This is a genomic window from Kribbella shirazensis, assembly GCF_011761605.1.
Taxonomy (GTDB): Bacteria; Actinomycetota; Actinomycetes; order Propionibacteriales; family Kribbellaceae; genus Kribbella; species Kribbella shirazensis.
Genome location: NZ_JAASRO010000001.1, coordinates 6,950,185 through 6,968,311 on the forward strand (window position 1 = coordinate 6,950,185; position 18,127 = coordinate 6,968,311).

An 18,127-nucleotide genomic window follows, 5' to 3' on the forward strand; every position below is an offset into this window, starting at 1 on the left:
GCTACACACGACGTACGCCGTGACGCTGCAGAAGGCGTATGCACTGGGCGAGTTCACGACGGTGTACCCGGTCAGCCGAGGTACGGCGCCCCGCACTGGTCACGATGGCTGCGCTGCCGTCCCAGCCTCAGGTGTACATCGGCGCCGCCCTGGTGCTGGCCGGCGTCCTCGTGCTCGACCGGCCTCGAACTCGTGCTCCGGCGCGCGGTGTCGCACTCGGGTTGGCGGTGGCCGGGTGCACGGCGGTGTACACGTTGTGGGACGGATTCGCGATCAGGTCGCTGGGCGTGGACCTGTTGACCTATCTGGCCGTGGCGAATGTCGCGCAGGTCGTCGTCCTCTCCGCGGTGGTCCGGGACTTCCGCGGGGCGCTCGGACAGTGGCGGTCGGCGGTGCCGGTCGCGGTGCTGACACCGCTCAGCTACGGGCTCGTGTTGCTGGCGTTGTCGTTCGCCTCGGTCGGAACCGTGGCGGTCGGGCGGACGCTGAACGTCGTACTCGGCGCAGGTCTCGGAGCGATCGTCCTGCGCGAGCGTCCACACGTCGCGGGGCTGGCCGTCGTGCTGGCAGGCGTACTGCTGGTGAGTGTTTGAAAGGAGCGTTCGGTGCGTGAGTTGGTTGCATACTGGTACGAGCGGCCCGTCGACGTGGAGCCGCTTCGTGCCGGAGTTCCAGGCGCTGGGATACCGGGTGCACTGTCCGACGTTGCTCGGGCACGGGCAGGCTCCGCGACGTCGCCCCTACCTGCTCGACGACTTCCGGGACCAGGTACTGCGTGACCTCGACGGGCTCGGCCGCTTCACGATCGTCGGGAACTCGCTCGGCGCCTTCGTCGCGAGCGCCGTCGCGGTCGCAGCCCCGGACCGCGTCGAGCGACTGCTGCTGGAGGAGCTACCGGTGCCGCCGCCGGCCTGGTGGTTCGGTCTGTCCGCCGTCACCGCACCGGCCCTGATGCTCGCCGGCGGTCCGCGGAGTCACCTCGACCAGGACCGGTTCGCGCTGGTGGCGGACTCGATGCCTTCGGCAACGGTCAGCACGATCGCGGCCGGGCACCGGATCCACACCCGCGCGCCGGACCGCTGGCTCGACGCGGTCCGCGGGTTCCTTGCGTTCAAGTGCGCTTGAGTTCCTAGGCTGTGGGCATGACGGAAACCCTCCTCGACCGGATCGGGACGCACGGGCTCGGTGTGCTGGTCACGATCAAGCGCGACGGCCGGCCGCAGCTGTCCAACATCACCTACGTGTTCGACGGCGACCGCGTGCGGATCTCGCTGACCGACGGCCGCGCCAAGACCAAGAACCTGCGCCGCGACCCGCGCGCCAGCCTGTACGTCAACGGCCCGAACGGCCGCTCGTACCTCGTCCTGGAAGGCAAGGCCGAGCTCAGCCCGGTCGCCGCCGACCCGTACGACGCGGTGGTCGAGGACCTCGTCGACTACTACCGCACCGCCTCCGGCGAACACCCGGACTGGGACGAGTACCGCGCGGCGATGGTGCAGGACAAGAGGTTGATGTTCTCGATGACGGTCGACCACGCCTACGGAATGCCGGCACCGTCCTGAACAACGTTCCGGGCCCGCTTCTGAGAAGCGGGCCCGGCACCGTCCTGAACAACGTTCCGGGCCCGCTTCTGAGAAGCGGGCCCGGAACGCAGTACCTCAACGCAGGTCGAAGCGGTCGAGCTCCATGACCTTGACCCAGGCGGCCACGAAGTCCTTCACGAACTTCTCCTGGGCGTCGGCGCTCGCGTAGACCTCGGACAACGAGCGCAGCTGCGAGTTCGACCCGAAGATCAGGTCGGCCGCCGTCGCGGTCCACTTCCGCTCGCCGGTCGCGAGATCCCGGATCTCGAACAGGTTCTCGTCCGACTCCGAGGCCCGCCACTCGGTTCCCGGTGCCAGCAGGTTGACGAAGAAGTCGGTCGACAGGGTGTCGGTCCTGTCGGTGAAGACGCCGTGTCGCGCGTTGCCGACGTTCGCACCCAGCACCCGGAGACCGCCGACCAGAACGGTCATCTCCGGACTGGTGAGGGTGAGCATGTACGCGCGGTCCAGCAGCAGCGTCTCCGGCGACAGCTTCTCCCCGGCTCGCAGGTAGTTCCGGAACCCGTCGGCCCGCGGCTCGAGGACCGCGAACGAGTCGAGGTCGGTCTGGTCCTGCGTGGCGTCGGTCCGGCCGGGGCGGAACGGAACGGTGATGTCCTGACCGGCGTTCTTCGCTGCTCGCTCGACCGCCGCGCTGCCGCCGAGCACGATCAGGTCGGCGAGCGACACGCGCTTGCCACCCGGCTGCGACGCGTTGAAGTCGTGCTGGATCCGCTCCAGCGTCTCCAGGACCTTCGCCAGTTCAGCCGGCTCGTTGCACTCCCAGTCGCGCTGCGGCTGGAGCCGGAGCCGCGCGCCGTTCGCGCCGCCGCGTTTGTCGGTCCCCCGGAAGCTGGCCGCGGACGCCCACGCCGTGGACACCAGTTGCCGCACCGACAAGCCGGAACCGAGGATCTTCTCCTTGAGGGCCGCGATGTCGGCATCGTCGATCAGCTCGTGATCGAGCGCCGGAACCGGGTCCTGCCACAGCTGCGGCTCCGGCACCCACGGGCCGAGGAAGCGCGAGACCGGACCCATGTCGCGGTGCAGCAACTTGTACCAGGCCTTCGCGAACGCGAGCGCGAACTCCTCGGGGTTCTCGGCGAAGCGTCGCGAGATCGGGCCGTAGACCGGGTCGAACCGCAGCGCGAGGTCGGTCGTCAGCATCGTCGGACGGTGCTTCTTCGACGGGTCGTGCGCGTCCGGCACCGACTCTTCGGCGTCCTTCGCGACCCATTGCTTGGCGCCGGCCGGACTCTCGGTCAGCTCCCATTCGTGGCCGAACAGGTTCTCGAAGAAGCCGTTGCCCCACCGGGTCGGCGTCGGCGTCCAGGTCACCTCGAGCCCGCTGGTGATCGTGTCGCCGGCCTTGCCGCTGCCGTGGCTGCTCTCCCAGCCGAGTCCCTGGGCCTCCAGCGGCGCCGCCTCGGGTTCCGGACCGACGCTCTCCGCCGGGCCGGCGCCGTGGGTCTTGCCGAACGTGTGCCCGCCGGCGATCAGCGCGACGGTCTCCTCGTCGTTCATCGCCATCCGGCCGAACGTCTCGCGGATGTCGCGGGCCGCGGCCAGCGGGTCCGGGTTGCCGTTCGGGCCTTCCGGGTTCACATAGATCAGGCCCATCTGGACCGCGCCGAGCGGGCCGCCCAGCTCACGGTCACCGCTGTATCGCTCGTCGCCGAGCCAGGTGTCCTCCGGGCCCCAGTAGATCTCCTCCGGCTCCCAGATGTCCTCCCGTCCGAATCCGAAGCCGAACGTCGTGAACCCCATGTCCTCCAGGGCCACGTTGCCTGCCAGGACGAGCAGGTCGGCCCACGAGATCTTCCGGCCGTACTTCTGCTTCACCGGCCAGAGCAGCCGGCGGGCCTTGTCCAGGTTCGCGTTGTCGGGCCAGCTGTTCAGCGGCGCGAACCGCTGCGCCCCGTCGCCGGCGCCACCGCGGCCGTCCTCGATCCGGTACGTGCCGGCCGCGTGCCAGCTCATCCGGATGAACAGCGGCCCGTAGTGCCCGAAGTCCGCGGGCCACCAGTCCTGCGACGTCCGCATCACCTCGGCCAGGTCGCGCTTGAGTTCGTCGACGTCGAGCTTGGCGAACTCCTCGGCGTAGTCGAAGTCCTCCTCCATCGGATTCGACTTCGCCGCGTGCGGGTTCAGGATCGTCAGGTCCAGCTGGTTCGGCCACCAGTCCCGGTTGGTGTGCGGCCGGCCGGCCTTCGGCGTCGGGGAGTCGATCGCCGGGTTCTCGCTCTCACTGCCGTGCTGGGTAACGCCGGATGTGTCGGACATGATCAACCTCTCCGTGCGATTGCTGATGTCAGGAAGTGCCGGCGGCGCACGTGGGGCACAGGCCCCAGTACACGACCTCGGCCTCGTCGACGACGAATCCCCGGTCGTCGGACGCGGTCAGGCACGGCGCATGCCCGACCGCACAGTCGACGTCGACGATGGTGCCGCAGGACCGGCAGACCAAGTGGTGATGGTTGTCCCCCACCCGCGCCTCGTAGCGGGCCACCGACCCGGCAGGCTGGATCCGCCGGACCAGACCGGCGTCGGCCAGCGCGCGGAGTACGTCGTACACCGCCTGATGGGACACGTCGGGCAGCTCGTCGCGGGTGGCCCGGATGATCCCGTCGGTGTCGGCGTGCGGATGCCGGTGCACGGCCCGCAGTACCGCCATCCGGGGACGGGTGACCCGGAGCGCGGCCGTCCGCAGCACCTGCTCGAGTTCGGACTCGATGGCCACGTTCGCGAGTCTTCTCCGCAGTCTGGAATCAGTCAAGAGTGTCGTGCGAGCTGTCGGGGGATAAACCAGTCGCGGTAACCGGGTGTCTCGGTGGACCCTGAGGGCGTGGAGATCACCAAACTGTCAGCCGACGACGAGGTCGGATGCGCCGAGGCCGTCGCCGTGGACTCGGCCGGCTGGAAGCTGGACCTGCCCGAGATGGTGCAGCACACGCCGCGGAGTTTCGCGAACATGCTGCGCTACGGCTGGGACCTGGTACCGCCGCGGGCCTACCTGGCCCGCGAGGACGGGATCCCGGTCGGCCTGCTCACGGTCGACGTGCCGAAGTACGACAACACCAACCAGACCTGGATCGACGTCAAGGTCCATCCCGATCACCGCGGCCGCGGCATCGGGTCGGAGCTCGTCGGCTACGGCGAGAACCTGACCCGCGAGCTCGGCCGGAACGTGGTCGGCTTCGGCGGGCTCGACCTGCCGAAGGCGGAGGCGTTCGCCCAACGGCACGGGTTCGAGCAGAAGGCGGTCGAGGTCAATCGGCGCCAGGACCTGTCCGGGCTCGACTGGGGCATCGTCCAGCGGCTGTACGACGAGGCGGTGGCGGCGTCGTCGGCGTACGAGCTGGTCAAGCTCACCGGGTCGCTGCCGGACGACATGCTCGACGGCATGGTCGCGGTGACCGAGTCGATCAACGACGCGCCGAAGGACGACCTGGACATCGACGACGACGTCTACAGCCCGGAGCGGCTGCGGGCGTACGAGGAGGCCCAGGCGAAGAGCGACCGCACCCTCTACCGGGTGGTCGCCCGCAAGAAGGACACCGGCGAACTCGCCGGCCACACGGTCATCGCGGTCGAGCGGGAGCGCCCGCACATCGGCGAGCAGCACGACACCGCGGTGTCCCGCGACCACCGCGGTCACCGCCTCGGAGCGCTGCTCAAGTCCTCGATGCTGCTCTGGCTGCGTGAGGAGGAGCCGGCACTGACCCAGGTCGACACCTGGAACGCCGAGTCCAACAACCACATGATCGGCATCAACGAGCAGCTCAACTACAAGATCGTCTCCCGCTTCCTGATCTACCAGAAGACGGTCTAGTCGTCCGGTCCGAGGGCGTCACGTAGGGCGGCCCGGGTGGTGATTCCCAGCTTGGGGAAGATCCGGTACAGGTGGCCGCCCACCGTGCGCGGTGAGAGGTAGAGCCGCGCGGCGATGTCCTTGTTGGTCAGTCCCGCCGCGGCCAGCCGCGCGATCTGAGCCTCCTGCGCGGTCAAGGCGGCGGTCCGCGGCACGTTCGCACCTGTGCCGAGACCGGCCGCTCGCAGCTCCCGCTCGGCCCGGGCGGTCCACGGATCGGCGCCCAGGTTCGTGAAGGCAGTCGCTGCTGCCGCCAGCTGGACCTGGGCCTCGTTCACCGATCGGACTCGCCGCAACCGTTCGCCGTAACACAGTCGGACCCGCGCCACGTCGAACGGCCAGTGGTCGACGGTGGGTAGCGACAGCGCCTTCTCGAAATGTGCTCTCGACGCGTCGTCCTCGGTCGCGGCGATACCTGCCGACGCCTCGACGAGGATCGCCAGCCGCGGGGACAGCGCGGGGATGTCCGCCGCGTGCAGGGCGCGGACGTGATCGGCCGCCTCGGCCCGGCGGTTCGTACGGACGGCCGCCTCCACGAGGTCCATGGCCATCCATAGCGCATGCGGAACATGCGAGGCGAGGACGCCGGCGGGGCTGATCGCGGTTGCGTGACGATAGGCGGCCTCGTAGTCGCCACGGCCGAGATCGGCCAGCACCAAGGCGTGGTGGGCGAAGGCGCGAGCGGTTCCGGCACCACGGGGACCGGCCCAGCCGGCGATCTGGTCGACGAGCGCCCGGGCGGTGTCGAACCTGCCGCGTACGGCGGCGAGCAACGCCTGGTGGTACCGCGGGTACCAACTGAAGAACCCGCCGGCGCGGTCCTCGCTGACGGCCAGCCCCTCGGCGGCGAACTCGGCGGCCTCGTCCCACTTGCCGCGGTGGAAGTCGTCGACACCGAGATCGAACAGCGAGACCAAGTGCTTCCTGGCCGGTCCCCCGTCGCGCCCTTGCAGCACGATGCGCCAGAGGGGCTCCCGCAGCTCGGCCAGCCGGTCGGCGTACATCGCGGCTCCCGCCAGGTTCTGTACGACGTCCAGGTCCTTCTCGTGGTGGACGGAGCGGAGCGCCGCGTCGAGCCGCGGCAACGCAGCGGGACCGGTCCGCGCCGGATCGGCGAACATGTCCAGCGTCAGGCTGAGCAGGTCCGGCGGGACGTCGACCAGCCGCGCCATCGCGGCGTACAGGTCGTCCCAGAGCTGCGTGCGGCCGCCGACGAAGCAGAGCAGGGCGAGCGTCCACAGCGCGTTCACGATCTCCGGGTTGCTCGCGTTCCGGGCATCGGGGCTGCCCGCGATCGCTGCCACCAGCAGGCGGTGTGCGGTGTCCACATGACCGTCTTCGTCGATCATCACCAGCGCCGCGGCCGAGGCGTAGTGCAGTGAGGCGGCCGCGTCGCCGCCTGCGCGCCGGATGGCCTCGAGCCGGTCCGCGGCGCTGCGGAAATCACCCATCGACTCGGCGCCGAGAAACGCGGACTCGGCCAGCCGGCGGCCCCGGGCATCCGCGCCCGGGCTCAACTCCGCGGCGCGGGTCAACAGCGCGACCGCCGACTGGTGGTCGCCGCGGCCGAGCAGGCGTCCGGCCGCCTCCTCCAGCATCGTCGCCACGTCCTCGTCCGGCTCGATCGTCGCCTCGCCGAGATGCACCGCCCGCCGCTCCGGCTCGTCGGCGAGGACCGCCGCGAGCTCCCGGTGGGCCGCGCGCCGGTCGGCCGACGTCATCGCCGCCACCACGGCGGAGCGGATCAGCGGATGCCGGAAGCGCAGCCGATGGTCGTGGATCTCGATCAGGTGATCGCGTTCGGCGGCTCCGAGGTCCTCGAGCCGGTACCGGTCGCCGCCCGCCCGGAGGAGGACGCCGAGGTCGCCGGAGTCGTCGACCGCGGCCGCGAGCAGGAGCGCCCGGGTCGGCTCCGGCAGGTTCGCGACGCGCGCGACGAAGTACCTCTGCAGGTGCCGGCCGAGCGGGAGCACGGCCGGCAGCGGTTCGGCGGCGGCGCGCTGCGACGGGCTCAGCGCCCGCGGCAGTTCCAGCAGGGCGAGCGGATTGCCCTGCGCCGTCTGCAGGATCCGCGGCGTGATGCTCCGGTGCAGGTCGGGAAAGCGCAGACCGAGGAGCTCGGCCGCGTCCACGTCGCTCAGCGGCCTGACGTCGTACCCCGGCAGGCCGGCGTGGTCGAAGTACCCCTGGTTGTCGCCGTTGCGGCTCGCCGCCAGGAAACCGGCACGGCTGCCGGTGAGCCGTCTCGCGACGAAGCTCAGGACACCGGCGCTCGCTCGGTCGATCCATTGGACGTCGTCGACGACCAACAGCAGCGGCGCGGACGCCGCGGTCCGGAGCAGGACGGTGGCGGCGTTCGCGACCAGCAGCCTGTCCGGCGGCGGTCCCTCGCCGAAGCCGAGGGCGACCTGCAAGGCGGTCCGGTGCGTGGTCGACAGAGCGTCGATCCTGTCCAGCAGCGGGTACAGCGCCTGGTTCAGCGACGCGTAGCCGACCTGGCCCTCCAGTTCGGTCCCGACCACGCGGAGGACAGTTGCTCCGCGGCTCCCGGCGTACTCGTCCGCGGCGTCCAGGAGGGCCGTCTTCCCGATCCCGGCGTCACCCGTCAGTACCAGGGATCCACCGCCGACCGCGGCGCGATCCACGAACGTGTGCAGCAGCCGCAGCTCTTCCCAGCGGCCGACCAGCCCGCCCCCGTCCACGCGGCGAGTTTAGCCGCCCACCGACTCGGGTCGCCGATTCGAGTCGGATGACTCATCCGTCGAGCACCGGCCGCGGCCGACAGTGGTCGGGACCCCGTACCGAAGGAGAAACGATGACTGTTCCCCAGCGCAGACTGGGCGAGCTGGAGGTGTCCGCTCTCGGACTCGGCACGCTCGGGATGTCGGACCTGTACGGTCCGGCCGACGAGCAGGAGTCGATCGCGACCCTGCACGCGGCTTTCGATGCCGGCATCACGCTTGTCGACACCGGGGACTTCTACGGCTCCGGCCACAACGAACTGCTGATCGGCCGGGCACTGGCCGGACGGCGCCGTGAGGACGTCGTCCTGAGCGTGAAGTTCGGGGCCCGGCGAGGGCCGGACGGCAGCTTCCTCGCGGCCGGGTACGACGTCTCGCCGGCCGCCGTCCTCGACCGGCTCGCCTACACGCTGCGGCGGCTGGGCACCGACTACGTCGACATCTACCGGCCCTCGCGGTTCAACCCGGAGATCCCGGTCGAGGACACGATCGGCGCACTGCTGGAGCTGCAGACCGCCGGCTACATCCGGGCCATCGGCCTGTCGGAGGCCGGTGCCGAGACCGTACGGCGGGCCGCGGCCGTTGCCCCGATCAACGACCTGCAGATCGAGTACTCGTTGCTGTCCCGGGGACCGGAGCGCGCCGTCATGCCGGTCCTGCGCGAACTCGGGATCGGCCTGACCGCGTACGGCGTCCTGTCCCGCGGCCTGCTCAGCGGCCACTGGGACGCCGGCCGGCGCCTCACCGCCGGGGACTTCCGGGCGATCAGCCCACGGTTCCAGGGCGACAACCTGACCGCGAACCTGCGGCTGGTCGAGGCGCTGCGCGGGGTCGCCGAACGGCTCGGGGCGACGACCGCGCAGGTCGCGATCGCCTGGGTCGCGGCCCAGGGCGACGACGTCGTACCGCTCGTCGGCGCCCGGACCCGGGACCGGCTCGGCGAATCCCTCGGTGCGAGCGGTCTGATCCTCGACGCGGACACGCTGCGCGAGATCGAGACCGCCGTACCCGCCGGAGCCGCGTCCGGCGCCCGCTACCCGGCCCGGGCGATGGCAGACCTCGACAGCGAACGCTGACCAATCCAAGGAGAAACATGTCCCACCACCTCGACTCACCACTGGCCCGGCAGGACGTCCGGCTCGACATCACCGACCTGTACGTCTTCCGCGGCGAGACCGGCACCGTCCTGGTGATCAACGTCTGCCACTCGCTGGCCGGCGACATCCCGGAGCCGGGTTTCCATCCCGAGGGGATGTACGAGTTCAAGCTCGATTTCGACCACGACGGTGTCGAGGACCGCACGTACCGGTTCGTGTTCGGCGAACGTGACGCCTCCGGGCAGCAGTCGGTCTGCCTGCACCGGATCGACGGCGTGGCGGCCACCGATCCGTTCGCCGCGGGCGTCGTCGTGGCCACCGGCGCGACGGACGAGCCGATCACCACCACGGACGGTCTGCGCGTCTGGGCCGGTCAGGCCGGAGACCCGTTCTGGATCGAGCCGGACGTCCTGCACGCCGTCGGGCACGCCGTCCAGGACGGTACGACGATCGACCTCGGCGACTGGACGCCCGGCCAGGCGAAGAACCTGTTCGCCGGCCACACGGTCTACTCGGTCGTCCTCGAGATCCCCGACAGCGACCTGCTCGCCGCCGGGCAGGCCACCCGGCCGATCGGGGTCTGGGCCGTCGCCAGCCTCGCCACCGACGCCGGCGGCTGGCGTCCGATCAACCGGGCCGGACTGCCGATGATCCATCCGCTGTTCACGCAGTACAACGAGGACCTGGGCGACGACCTCAACGTCGGCCGTCCCGGCGAGGACGTTGCGACGTACGGCGAACTCCTGACGCGCGAGATCGCCGGCGTGGTCGGCGCCTACGGCACGGCCGAGGACCCGGCGGCGTACGCGGCCGGTGTCGTCGCCCGCTTCCTGCCCAACATCCTCCCGTACGTCGTCGGCACGCCGGCCTGCTTCGGCTTCAACACCTTCAACGGCCGCACGCTGACCGACAACGCACCGGACGTGATGTTCTCGATCGCGGCCAACACGCCGGTTGCCCTGGGCATCGGCAAGGAGTCGGTCACGTCGAAGCCGCGGGCGTTCTTCCCGTACGTTCCCGAGGTGAGCTAGACCGCCTCGACGACGGTCACCTTCATTTCGTTGGAGAGGGTGAAGCCGAGGGAGTTGTAGAGGCGGATCGCGGTGGTGTTGCTGCCGCCCGTGTGCAGGAACGGGGTCTGGCCGGAGGCGGTGATGTGCGCGGCGACAGCGCGGATCAGACGGCCGGCCAGGCCTTGCCCTTGGTACGACGGATGCGTGCACACCGCGCTGATCTCGGTGTACCCGGGCAGCGCGAACCGGGTACCTGCCATCGCGATCAGGTCGCCGTCGCGCCGGATCCCGAGGTATGTGCCCAGCTCGATGGTGCGGCTCCGGAACGGTCCGGGATCGGTGAGCGCGACGAGCGCGAGCATGTCCGGTACGTCGTCCGGCCCGAGGACGACCGCCTCCGGGTCAGCGGCCGGCAGCGAGTCGGGAGCGCGGAACTGGAGCAGGTCGATCTCCAGCTCCACCTTGAAGCTGTCCGGCACCGCAAGCGCCGGGCGCATCAGCGCACCGGTCGCACCGGACCCGAGCAGGGCGGCCGCGTCGGCCCAGTCCTGCTCGGTCGGTACGTCGGGCAGCGCCAGGAACGGCGCCACCGCGACCGGATAGCGCCGGGCGTTCCCGCGGCTCTCGGCGAACGGGGCGTGCACGCCGGTCAGAGCGGCGTACACGGGATTGGTCAGCACCGCGAGAACTCCCCCAAGAAGGCCGATCAGAATCCCAGTTTGCGCAGGTGCTTCGCGTCTGTCTGCCAGTTTTTGGCGATCTTGACGTGCAGGTCGAGGTACACCGGCGTCCCGAGCAGCGCCTCGATCTGCCGGCGGGCGGCCGCGCCGACCTCACGCAACCGGGCGCCCTTGTGGCCGATCACGATGCCCTTCTGGCTCTCGCGCTCGAGGAAGATGTTCGCGTACACGTCGAGCAGCGGCTTGTCCTCCGGCCGGTCCTCGCGCAGGTTCATCTCGTCGATCGTCACCGCGATCGAGTGCGGGAGCTCGTCGCGGACACCTTCGAGCGCCGCCTCGCGGATCAGCTCGGCGACCAGCGTCTCCTCGGGCTCGTCGGTGATGTCGCCGTCCGGGTACAGCGCGAAGCCCTCCGGCAGCAGCTTCACCAGCTCGTCGGCGACCACGTCGACCTGGTAGCCGGACGTCGCGGACACCGGCACGATCGACGCCCACTCGATCCCGGCGGACTCGCCGAGCGCCTGGATCTCGGCCAGGTGCTCGATCATCCGGTCCGGCTCGACCAGGTCGGCCTTGGTGGCGAGCGCGACCTTCGGCGTCTTCGCCACCTTCGCCGCCTCACTCACCAGGAAGCGGTCACCGGGGCCGATCTTGTCGCTCGCGGGCAGGCAGACCGCGATCACGTCGACCTCGGCCCAGGTGGTCTTCACCAGGTCGTTCAGCCGCTCACCGAGCAGGGTGCGCGGCTTGTGCAGACCGGGTGTGTCGACCAGGACGAGCTGCGCGTCCGGCCGGTGCACGATGCCGCGGACGGCATGCCGCGTGGTCTGCGGCTTCGACGAGGTGATGACGATCTTCTTGCCGACCAGCGCGTTCGTCAGGGTGGACTTGCCGGCGTTCGGGCGTCCCACGAAGCAGGCAAAACCTGCCTTGAAGTTCTCAGGTGTGGCGGACATCGCGAACCTCTCCGGTGCCATCGGCAAGTACTACGGGAATGTTGGCGCCGGCGAAGTGCCGTACCACGTTGACGTCCGCCGACCCGGCGTCCGTGACCACCGCGGCGGCCTCCAGACCCTTCACGCCGGACGACAGCGCCATCGCGACGGCCAGCTGCAGCGCGGTCAGCTCGACGGTGTCGAGTGCGACCGTGCAGGCGGCGTACGTCCGTCCGTCGGTGTCCCGGACGGCGGCGCCCTCGGCGGCGCGCGTACGGGCCCGCGTGGCGCGGGCGAGCGTGACGAGTTTGGCGTCTTCCGCCGAAAGGTCGGACAACAATTTCTCCTAGGCGATCAGGCGTGCTGGTGGTTCTGGTCCTGCGGGGCGGGGGCGGGCTCCTCCCGCCGTACCAGAACCGTACCTACCTGGTTCCGGCGGCCGGACGGCCGCTCCGCGGTGAGGGACAGGCCCGCGATCTCGACCTCGGCCCCGGGGATCGGCACCTTGCCGAGCAGCTTCGCCATCAGGCCGCCGACGGTGTCGACGTCGTCGTCGTCCAGCGGTACGCCGAACAGCTCGCCCAGCTCGTCGATCGGCAGCCGGCTCGAGACCCGGTACGCCCCGTCGGACAGCTCCTGCACCGAGTCCGGGTCCTCGTCGTACTCGTCGGTGATCTCGCCGACGATCTCCTCCAGGATGTCCTCGATCGCGACCAGGCCCGCCGTACCGCCGTACTCGTCGACGACGATAGCCAGGTGCATCCGGGCCGCCTGCATCTCGCGGAGCAGCTCGTCGACCGGCTTGGAGTCCGGGACGTACATGCACGGCCGCATCACCGACTCGACCCGCTCGGTCGACTCGGCCTGGGCGTTGTCGTACACCCGGCGCATCACGTCCTTGAGGTAGACGACGCCGACGATGTCGTCGAGCGACTCGCCGATCACCGGGATCCGCGAGAACCCCGAGCGCAGCGCCAGCGACGTGAGCTGGCGGAGCTTCTTGTGCTTCTCGATGTAGACCATGTCGGTCCGCGGCACCATCACCTCGCGGACGATGGTGTCGCCGAGCTCGAACACCGAGTGGATCATCTGCCGCTCGCCGGACTCGATCACCGCGGACTTCTCCGCGTAGTCGACCAGCGCGCGCAGCTCCGCCTCGGTCGCGAACGGCCCCTCGGCGAACCCCTTGCCCGGCGTGAGCGCGTTGCCGACCATGATCAGCAGCTTCGGAAGCGGCCCGAGGATGCGGGTCACCGCCATCACCGGTCCGGCGGACAGGATCGCGAACCGGTCCGAGTGCTGGCGGCCGAGCGTCCGCGGCGCGACCCCGATGATCACGTACGACACCAGCACCATCACCACGGCGGTGATCAGGATGTGTTCCCAGGTCACCGCGAGGACGCCGGACAGCGCCTGGGTGACCAGGACGATCGCGGTGATCTCGCAGATCAGCCGGAGCAGGAGCAGCGAGTTCAGGTACCGCGGGGCGTCCGACAGCAGGTCCCGCAGCCGGGTCGCGCGCAAGTTGCCCTGCTCGACCTGCTCGTTCGCGCGCACCTTCGAGTACGACGACAGGGCCGCCTCGGCCCCGGCCAACAGCCCGGCGAGCAGCACCAGCACCGCAGCCACAACCAGGAGAACTAGGTCGTGGGAGGTCATCTCGGTATCACACCTCTAGCCGATTTCCAGGTGCGCGCCATGCTTCCAGCAGGCGGCCCTGGACGTCCCACATCTCCGCCTTCTCGGCGGGTTCCGCGTGGTCGTACCCGAGCAGGTGCAGGATGCCGTGCACCGTCAGCAGCTCCAGCTCGGCCCACGTCCCGTGGCCGGCCTTCGCGCCCTGCGCGGCAGCGACCGTCGGGCACAGGGCGATGTCGCCCAGGTGCCCGAGCGGCAGGTCCTCGTCGGCTTCGCCGTCCGAACCCGGCCGCAGCTCGTCCATCGGCCACGACATCACGTCGGTCGGACCCGGCAGGTCCAGGAACTCGACGTGATATCGCGCCATGGTGTCCTCGTCGACCAGCTTGATCGACAGCTCACACTCCGGGTGCAGCCGCAGCGACGACATCACGAACCTGCTGAGCCGCATCAGTCCGTGTGCGTCGATCTCGACCCCGGACTCGTTGTTGACCTCGACGTTCATCGGTGGTTGTCAGCACTGCCTTCGTAGTTTTCGTATGCCGACACGATCCGGCCGACCAGCTTGTGCCGAACCACGTCGTGCGACGTCAAACGGCAGAATGCCAGATCCTGCACCCCGTCGAGAATTTCCTGCACGACCCGCAGCCCGGATTTCGTCCCGGTCGGCAGGTCGACCTGGGTGACGTCACCCGTGACGACCATCTTCGAGCCGAACCCGAGCCGGGTCAGGAACATCTTCATCTGCTCCGGCGAGGTGTTCTGCGCCTCGTCGAGGATGATGTAGGCGTCGTTCAGCGTCCGGCCGCGCATGTAGGCCAGCGGCGCGATCTCGATCGTGCCGGCGGTCATCAGCCGCGGGATGGACTCCGGGTCGAGCATGTCGTGCAGCGCGTCGTACAGCGGCCGCAGGTACGGGTCGATCTTCTCCGACAGCGTGCCGGGCAGGAACCCGAGACGCTCGCCGGCCTCGACGGCCGGCCGGGTCAGGATGATCCGGTTGACCTCCTTGGCCTGCAGCGCCTGGACCGCCTTGGCAACCGCCAGGTAGGTCTTGCCGGTACCGGCCGGGCCGATGCCGAACACGATCGTGTTCTTGTCGATCGCGTCGACGTACCGCTTCTGGTTCAGCGTCTTCGGCCGGATCGTCCGGCCGCGGCTGGACAGAATGTTCTGGGTCAGGACGTCGCGCGGGCTCTCCGCGGTCGCCTGCTTGATCATCGCGATGCTGCGCTCGACGGAGTCGGCGGTCAGTCCGTGGCCGGTCCGCACCACCGCGATCAGCTCGTCGATCAGCCGCTCGGCCAGCGCCAGTTCGGCGGGCTCACCGACCAGCGTGATCTCGTTGCCGCGGACCATGATGTCGGCGGCGAACTCCTTCTCGACGATGCGGAGGAACTCGTCCCGGGCTCCGAGCAGGGCGACCATGTCGATGCTGTTCGGCACGACGATCTTGTGTGACGCCTGCGTGGCGGTGGCCGCGCCGTTCGGACGCGCCTCCGGTTCGATACTGCGTGGCCTGGACAGGCTCTTCCTCCTGAGTACTGGTGATGTGACCCTCCCATGCTAGCCGTCTCGTCCGACAGCCTCACCGGGAATTACTCCGGACACGCTTGTTGTCAACCTGGGACGGGGTCTTAGCGTCGTCTTCTCGTGGCACAACCGGCGGTGGTGTACGAAGAGTGCGTGACACATGAGTCCTCGTGGGATGCCGACGAGGCGCTGACGGCTGTCTACACCGCGCACTACACCTCGCTGGTCCGCCTGGCCGCGCTGCTGCTGCGCGACACCGGTTCGGCGGAGGAGATCGTGCAGGACGCCTTCGTCGCGATGCACGGCCGCTGGAACCGCCTGCGCGACCCGCACAAGGCGCTCGCGTACCTGCGGACCTCGGTGGTGAACCGCTGCCGCTCCCGCCAGCGCCACCTGGTGGTGGTGGACAAGCACACCCCGAAGTCACTGCCCGACGAGCCGAGCGCCGAGCAGGCCGTACTGCGGACCGCCGAGACGGACCGCGTGATCGAGGCGATGCGGAACCTGCCGGAGAAGCAACGCACCGTGATGGTGCTGCGCTACTACGGTGACCTTTCGGAGGCCGAGATCGCGGACACCATGGGCATCAGCCGGGGATCCGTGAAGAGCCACGCCGCGCGGGCGACCAAGTCGCTGCGCCAGCTCCTGGAGCAGAACGTATGAGTGACCAATCCAAAGATCCGTTCGACGAGCTGATGCGGCGGGCCCTCCACGAGGAGGCGGACCGCGTCGAGCCGTCCGACGCGCTGCCGGAGATCCGCGCCCGCGCGCACGCCCAGCGCCCGTCCGCCCGCCGCCCCTGGCTCCTGACCGCGGGCGTCGCCGCCGTGGGCACCGCCGCCGCGATCGGCGCCTTCACCGTCATCACCGGCCCCGACAACACCGCCAACGACGGCGACGACGTCGCCGGTCCTGGTACGACGACCACCGCAACCGGCGTACCGCCGACGCCGCCGCCGTCCGCCATGACTGCCCCGCCGTCCCCGATCCCCACCGAGGCACCCCAGTCGCCTACGGCGTCCGACACCGACTCTGCCCCAGCCAAGACCGCCGGGCCGACCGACCGCGGCGTACCCGAACCGTTTGTGCGGGGCGCGTTGGTCCCCGTGTACTGGCTCGGCCAGCAGGTCGGCGCCCCGAAGAAGTCCTCCGCCCGCCTGTACCGCACCTGGTCCAAGGTCACCGGCCGCCCCGCGGAGCAAGCGGTCCGCATCATGACCACAAAGCAACCGAACGACCCGGACTACTACTCCGTCTGGCGCGGCGCCACCGTCAACACCGTGACCCGCTCGAAGGGCGTGGTCACCGTCGACTTCAAACACCTCCCGAAGAGCACGCTGGACAGCGACCTCGCGAAGGTCGCGACCCAGCAACTCGTCTACACCGTGCAGGGCGCCCTGCAGGACAACCGGACTCCGATCCAGGTCACTCAGGCCGGCCGCTCCGTCGGGAAGCTGTTCGGCCACGTCGACACCGCCACGCCGTGGGGACGCGCCCAGGCCGCGGAGGTCCAGGCGCTGGTCTGGATCGACTCGCCGGCCGACAACCAACTGGTGGAGCCCAAGCTGACGGTCCAGGGTGTCGCGTCGGCTTTCGAAGCCACGGTCAACTACCGCGCGACGAACCTGAAGACCCGGGAGACGAAGGAGAGCTTCACGAACGCGAAGGAGGGCCAGAAGTTCTCGCCGTACTCCTTCCAGCTCACCCTCAGCCCTGGACCGTGGGAGATCAGCGTGTACTTCCTGTCGGCCGAGGACGGCCGGATCACCGACACGGACACCAAGTCGGTAGTGGTGAAGTAGGTCAGTCCGCGCGGTCGATGGTGGCGGTGAGGAGGCCTGGGAAGGCGGCGTCGAACTCGGGGCGGCGGAGGCGGTTGAGGCGGCGGGCGCCTTCGTCGCGTTGCTCGATCAGGCCGGCGGAGCGCAGTACGGCGAAGTGGTGGCTGGCCGTCGCCTTCTTGACCGGGAGGTCGAAGGTGCCGCAGGCGCGGGTCCAGTCGTCGTGGGCGGCCAGGTCGCGCAGGATCGAGCGCCGGACCGGATCGGCGAGCGCGTCGAGGGCCGCCTGCAGCGGCACCTCGGCCGGGTCGACGTGCGTGAGCGTGCGGGCTCTGGCGGACTCGACGACCATGGTTCGATCCCTCGCATGTTCGGTGGCTGTCTAACAGCCTACGTCGCGGATCAGGCCCAGCGGGAGCGTGCCAGCAGCGCGGCGGCCGCGGCGACGCCGGCCGTCGAGGTGCGAAGTACCGTGTCGCCGAGCCGGACGGGGACGGCGTCGAAGGTCTTCAGTTCGGACGGCGCGATCCCGCCCTCGGGGCCGACCACCAGGACGATGTCGCCGGTGGCGGGGACCTCCAGCGACGCCAGCGGCACCGCGGCTTCTTCGTGCAGTACGACGGGGAGCGCGGCGCCGGCGAGCAACTCGGCGACTTCGGCCGTGGTGGCGACCGGGGCCACCTCGGCGAACCAGGTCCGCCGTGACTGCTTGCTCGCCTCGAACGCCCACGCCCGCCATTTCGCGAGCATCTTCTCCACCCGCTCCGGGTTCGCCCGGAACTGACTGCGCTCCGCGTTCCACGGCACGATGACGTCGACGCCGACCTCGGTCAGCATCTCGACCGCCAGCTCGGCCCGCTCACCCTTCGGCACCGCCTGGACCACGATCACGCGCGGCGCCGGCGCCGGAATGTTCGCACGCTCGTCGACGGCAACCGTCACACCGGCCTTCGACGCCGCGACCACAGCGCCCTCGGCCCAGGACCCGCGCCCGTCCGTCAGCCGAATACGCTCCCCTGGCCCGATCCGCCGTACGACGGCCGCATGCCGCCCCTCGGCACCCTCCAGCACCAACTCGTCCCCTCCGAGCTCAGCGCAAAAGAACACCGCAACGCCCACCGACCCACACCTCCGCCTACACCACCGCCCCGAGCTGACGGCCTGCCCCACACTCTCACGACCACCCGACGAGAGGTTGCCCCCTCACCTGGAGGGTTGCCCACTCGAATTTTCAGTAGGCAACCCTCCACTTCAG

At 69.9% G+C, this 18,127-nt stretch carries 19 protein-coding genes; 8 read left to right on the top strand and 11 right to left on the bottom strand.

What is annotated here, in order from left to right; genetic code table 11:
- Positions 1–104: 104 nt before the first annotated feature.
- Genes BJY22_RS33260 through BJY22_RS33270 form a run of 3 tightly spaced genes read left to right on the top strand, consistent with a single transcriptional unit; the run spans position 105 to position 1,562 of the window.
- Positions 105–593, top strand: a complete 489-nt coding sequence (locus BJY22_RS33260; RefSeq protein WP_167214897.1) for an EamA family transporter — start codon at positions 105–107, stop codon at positions 591–593.
- 16 nt (positions 594–609) lie between these two features.
- Positions 610–1,125: an alpha/beta fold hydrolase gene (locus tag BJY22_RS33265; protein ID WP_167214900.1), complete on the top strand. Its 516-nt coding sequence runs from the start codon at positions 610–612 to the stop codon at positions 1,123–1,125.
- Between the two features lie 17 nt (positions 1,126–1,142).
- Positions 1,143–1,562 carry a PPOX class F420-dependent oxidoreductase gene (locus BJY22_RS33270; protein ID WP_167214903.1) on the top strand — a complete coding sequence of 140 codons (420 nt, stop codon included), beginning with the start codon at positions 1,143–1,145 and terminating at the stop codon, positions 1,560–1,562.
- 96 nt (positions 1,563–1,658) lie between these two features.
- Here the strand turns inward: BJY22_RS33270 and katG are convergent, their stop codons facing one another.
- Both katG and BJY22_RS33280 read right to left on the bottom strand, forming a co-directional pair.
- On the bottom strand, positions 1,659–3,866 hold the full coding sequence (gene katG, locus BJY22_RS33275; RefSeq protein WP_167214906.1) for a catalase/peroxidase HPI: 2,208 nt from the start codon (positions 3,864–3,866) through the stop codon (positions 1,659–1,661).
- Positions 3,867–3,894: 28 nt separating this feature from the next.
- On the bottom strand, positions 3,895–4,323 hold the full coding sequence (locus BJY22_RS33280) for a transcriptional repressor (RefSeq protein ID WP_167214909.1): 429 nt from the start codon (positions 4,321–4,323) through the stop codon (positions 3,895–3,897).
- A 105-nt stretch (positions 4,324–4,428) separates the two neighbouring features.
- Here BJY22_RS33280 and BJY22_RS33285 point away from each other — a divergent pair, with 105 nt between their 5' ends.
- Positions 4,429–5,415, top strand: a complete 987-nt coding sequence (locus BJY22_RS33285) for a GNAT family N-acetyltransferase (RefSeq protein ID WP_337759707.1) — start codon at positions 4,429–4,431, stop codon at positions 5,413–5,415.
- On the opposite strand, the gene BJY22_RS33290 is transcribed toward BJY22_RS33285, so the two are convergent.
- Positions 5,412–8,156: an AAA family ATPase gene (locus BJY22_RS33290; RefSeq protein WP_167214912.1), complete on the bottom strand. Its 2,745-nt coding sequence runs from the start codon at positions 8,154–8,156 to the stop codon at positions 5,412–5,414. The genes BJY22_RS33285 and BJY22_RS33290 overlap by 4 nt on opposite strands.
- Positions 8,157–8,269: 113 nt before the next feature.
- On the opposite strand from BJY22_RS33290, the gene BJY22_RS33295 reads away from it, so the two are divergent.
- Together BJY22_RS33295 and BJY22_RS33300 are read left to right on the top strand one after the other, a co-directional pair.
- Positions 8,270–9,271, top strand: a complete 1,002-nt coding sequence (locus tag BJY22_RS33295) for an aldo/keto reductase (protein ID WP_167214915.1) — start codon at positions 8,270–8,272, stop codon at positions 9,269–9,271.
- Positions 9,272–9,288: 17 nt separating this feature from the next.
- Positions 9,289–10,323, top strand: coding sequence for a DUF4331 family protein (locus tag BJY22_RS33300; protein WP_167214918.1), 1,035 nt, complete (start codon positions 9,289–9,291; stop codon positions 10,321–10,323).
- On the opposite strand, the gene BJY22_RS33305 is transcribed toward BJY22_RS33300, so the two are convergent.
- Genes BJY22_RS33305 through BJY22_RS33330 form a run of 6 tightly spaced genes read right to left on the bottom strand, consistent with a single transcriptional unit; the run spans position 10,320 to position 14,986 of the window.
- On the bottom strand, positions 10,320–10,985 hold the full coding sequence (locus tag BJY22_RS33305; RefSeq protein WP_337759708.1) for a GNAT family N-acetyltransferase: 666 nt from the start codon (positions 10,983–10,985) through the stop codon (positions 10,320–10,322). The genes BJY22_RS33300 and BJY22_RS33305 overlap by 4 nt on opposite strands.
- A 26-nt stretch (positions 10,986–11,011) precedes the next feature.
- Entirely contained in the window at positions 11,012–11,941 is a 930-nt protein-coding gene (gene era / locus BJY22_RS33310) for a GTPase Era (protein ID WP_167214921.1), read from the bottom strand.
- Entirely contained in the window at positions 11,925–12,260 is a 336-nt protein-coding gene (locus BJY22_RS33315) for a cytidine/deoxycytidylate deaminase family protein (protein WP_167214923.1), read from the bottom strand. The genes era and BJY22_RS33315 overlap by 17 nt, the downstream gene beginning before the upstream one ends.
- Positions 12,261–12,274: 14 nt before the next feature.
- On the bottom strand, positions 12,275–13,579 hold the full coding sequence (locus BJY22_RS33320; protein ID WP_167214926.1) for a hemolysin family protein: 1,305 nt from the start codon (positions 13,577–13,579) through the stop codon (positions 12,275–12,277).
- Positions 13,580–13,586: 7 nt separating this feature from the next.
- A complete protein-coding gene (gene ybeY / locus BJY22_RS33325; protein ID WP_167214929.1) occupies positions 13,587–14,063 on the bottom strand; it encodes an rRNA maturation RNase YbeY in 477 nt (158 codons plus the stop codon).
- Positions 14,060–14,986, bottom strand: a complete 927-nt coding sequence (locus BJY22_RS33330) for a PhoH family protein (RefSeq protein WP_238351467.1) — start codon at positions 14,984–14,986, stop codon at positions 14,060–14,062. Before BJY22_RS33330 ends, ybeY begins: the two co-directional genes overlap by 4 nt.
- A gap of 258 nt (positions 14,987–15,244) precedes the next feature.
- On the opposite strand from BJY22_RS33330, the gene BJY22_RS33335 reads away from it, so the two are divergent.
- A complete protein-coding gene (locus tag BJY22_RS33335) occupies positions 15,245–15,754 on the top strand; it encodes a SigE family RNA polymerase sigma factor (protein WP_337759709.1) in 510 nt (169 codons plus the stop codon).
- On the top strand, positions 15,751–16,893 hold the full coding sequence (locus BJY22_RS33340; protein ID WP_167214932.1) for a Gmad2 immunoglobulin-like domain-containing protein: 1,143 nt from the start codon (positions 15,751–15,753) through the stop codon (positions 16,891–16,893). Before BJY22_RS33335 ends, BJY22_RS33340 begins: the two co-directional genes overlap by 4 nt.
- 1 nt (position 16,894) lies before the next feature.
- Here the strand turns inward: BJY22_RS33340 and BJY22_RS33345 are convergent, their stop codons facing one another.
- Both BJY22_RS33345 and BJY22_RS33350 read right to left on the bottom strand, forming a co-directional pair.
- Entirely contained in the window at positions 16,895–17,224 is a 330-nt protein-coding gene (locus BJY22_RS33345) for an ArsR/SmtB family transcription factor (RefSeq protein WP_167214935.1), read from the bottom strand.
- 50 nt (positions 17,225–17,274) lie between these two features.
- Complete coding sequence (locus tag BJY22_RS33350; RefSeq protein ID WP_167214938.1) at positions 17,275–17,991, bottom strand: 16S rRNA (uracil(1498)-N(3))-methyltransferase; 717 nt, start codon at positions 17,989–17,991, stop codon at positions 17,275–17,277.
- Between the last annotated feature and the right edge of the window lie 136 nt (positions 17,992–18,127).

What these genes read in the sequence shown, in the direction of transcription:
- BJY22_RS33330 (WP_238351467.1), bottom strand. Translation starts at nt 14,986, where the DNA reads ATGGTCGCCCTGCTCGGAGCCCGGGACGAGTTCCTCCGCATCGTCGAG.
- BJY22_RS33345 (WP_167214935.1), bottom strand. Translation starts at nt 17,224, where the DNA reads ATGGTCGTCGAGTCCGCCAGAGCCCGCACGCTCACGCACGTCGACCCG.
- era (WP_167214921.1), bottom strand. Translation starts at nt 11,941, where the DNA reads ATGTCCGCCACACCTGAGAACTTCAAGGCAGGTTTTGCCTGCTTCGTG.
- ybeY (WP_167214929.1), bottom strand. Translation starts at nt 14,063, where the DNA reads ATGAACGTCGAGGTCAACAACGAGTCCGGGGTCGAGATCGACGCACAC.
- BJY22_RS33320 (WP_167214926.1), bottom strand. Translation starts at nt 13,579, where the DNA reads ATGACCTCCCACGACCTAGTTCTCCTGGTTGTGGCTGCGGTGCTGGTG.
- BJY22_RS33295 (WP_167214915.1), top strand. Translation starts at nt 8,270, where the DNA reads ATGACTGTTCCCCAGCGCAGACTGGGCGAGCTGGAGGTGTCCGCTCTC.
- BJY22_RS33340 (WP_167214932.1), top strand. Translation starts at nt 15,751, where the DNA reads ATGAGTGACCAATCCAAAGATCCGTTCGACGAGCTGATGCGGCGGGCC.
- BJY22_RS33270 (WP_167214903.1), top strand. Translation starts at nt 1,143, where the DNA reads ATGACGGAAACCCTCCTCGACCGGATCGGGACGCACGGGCTCGGTGTG.
- katG (WP_167214906.1), bottom strand. Translation starts at nt 3,866, where the DNA reads ATGTCCGACACATCCGGCGTTACCCAGCACGGCAGTGAGAGCGAGAAC.
- BJY22_RS33260 (WP_167214897.1), top strand. Translation starts at nt 105, where the DNA reads ATGGCTGCGCTGCCGTCCCAGCCTCAGGTGTACATCGGCGCCGCCCTG.
- BJY22_RS33300 (WP_167214918.1), top strand. Translation starts at nt 9,289, where the DNA reads ATGTCCCACCACCTCGACTCACCACTGGCCCGGCAGGACGTCCGGCTC.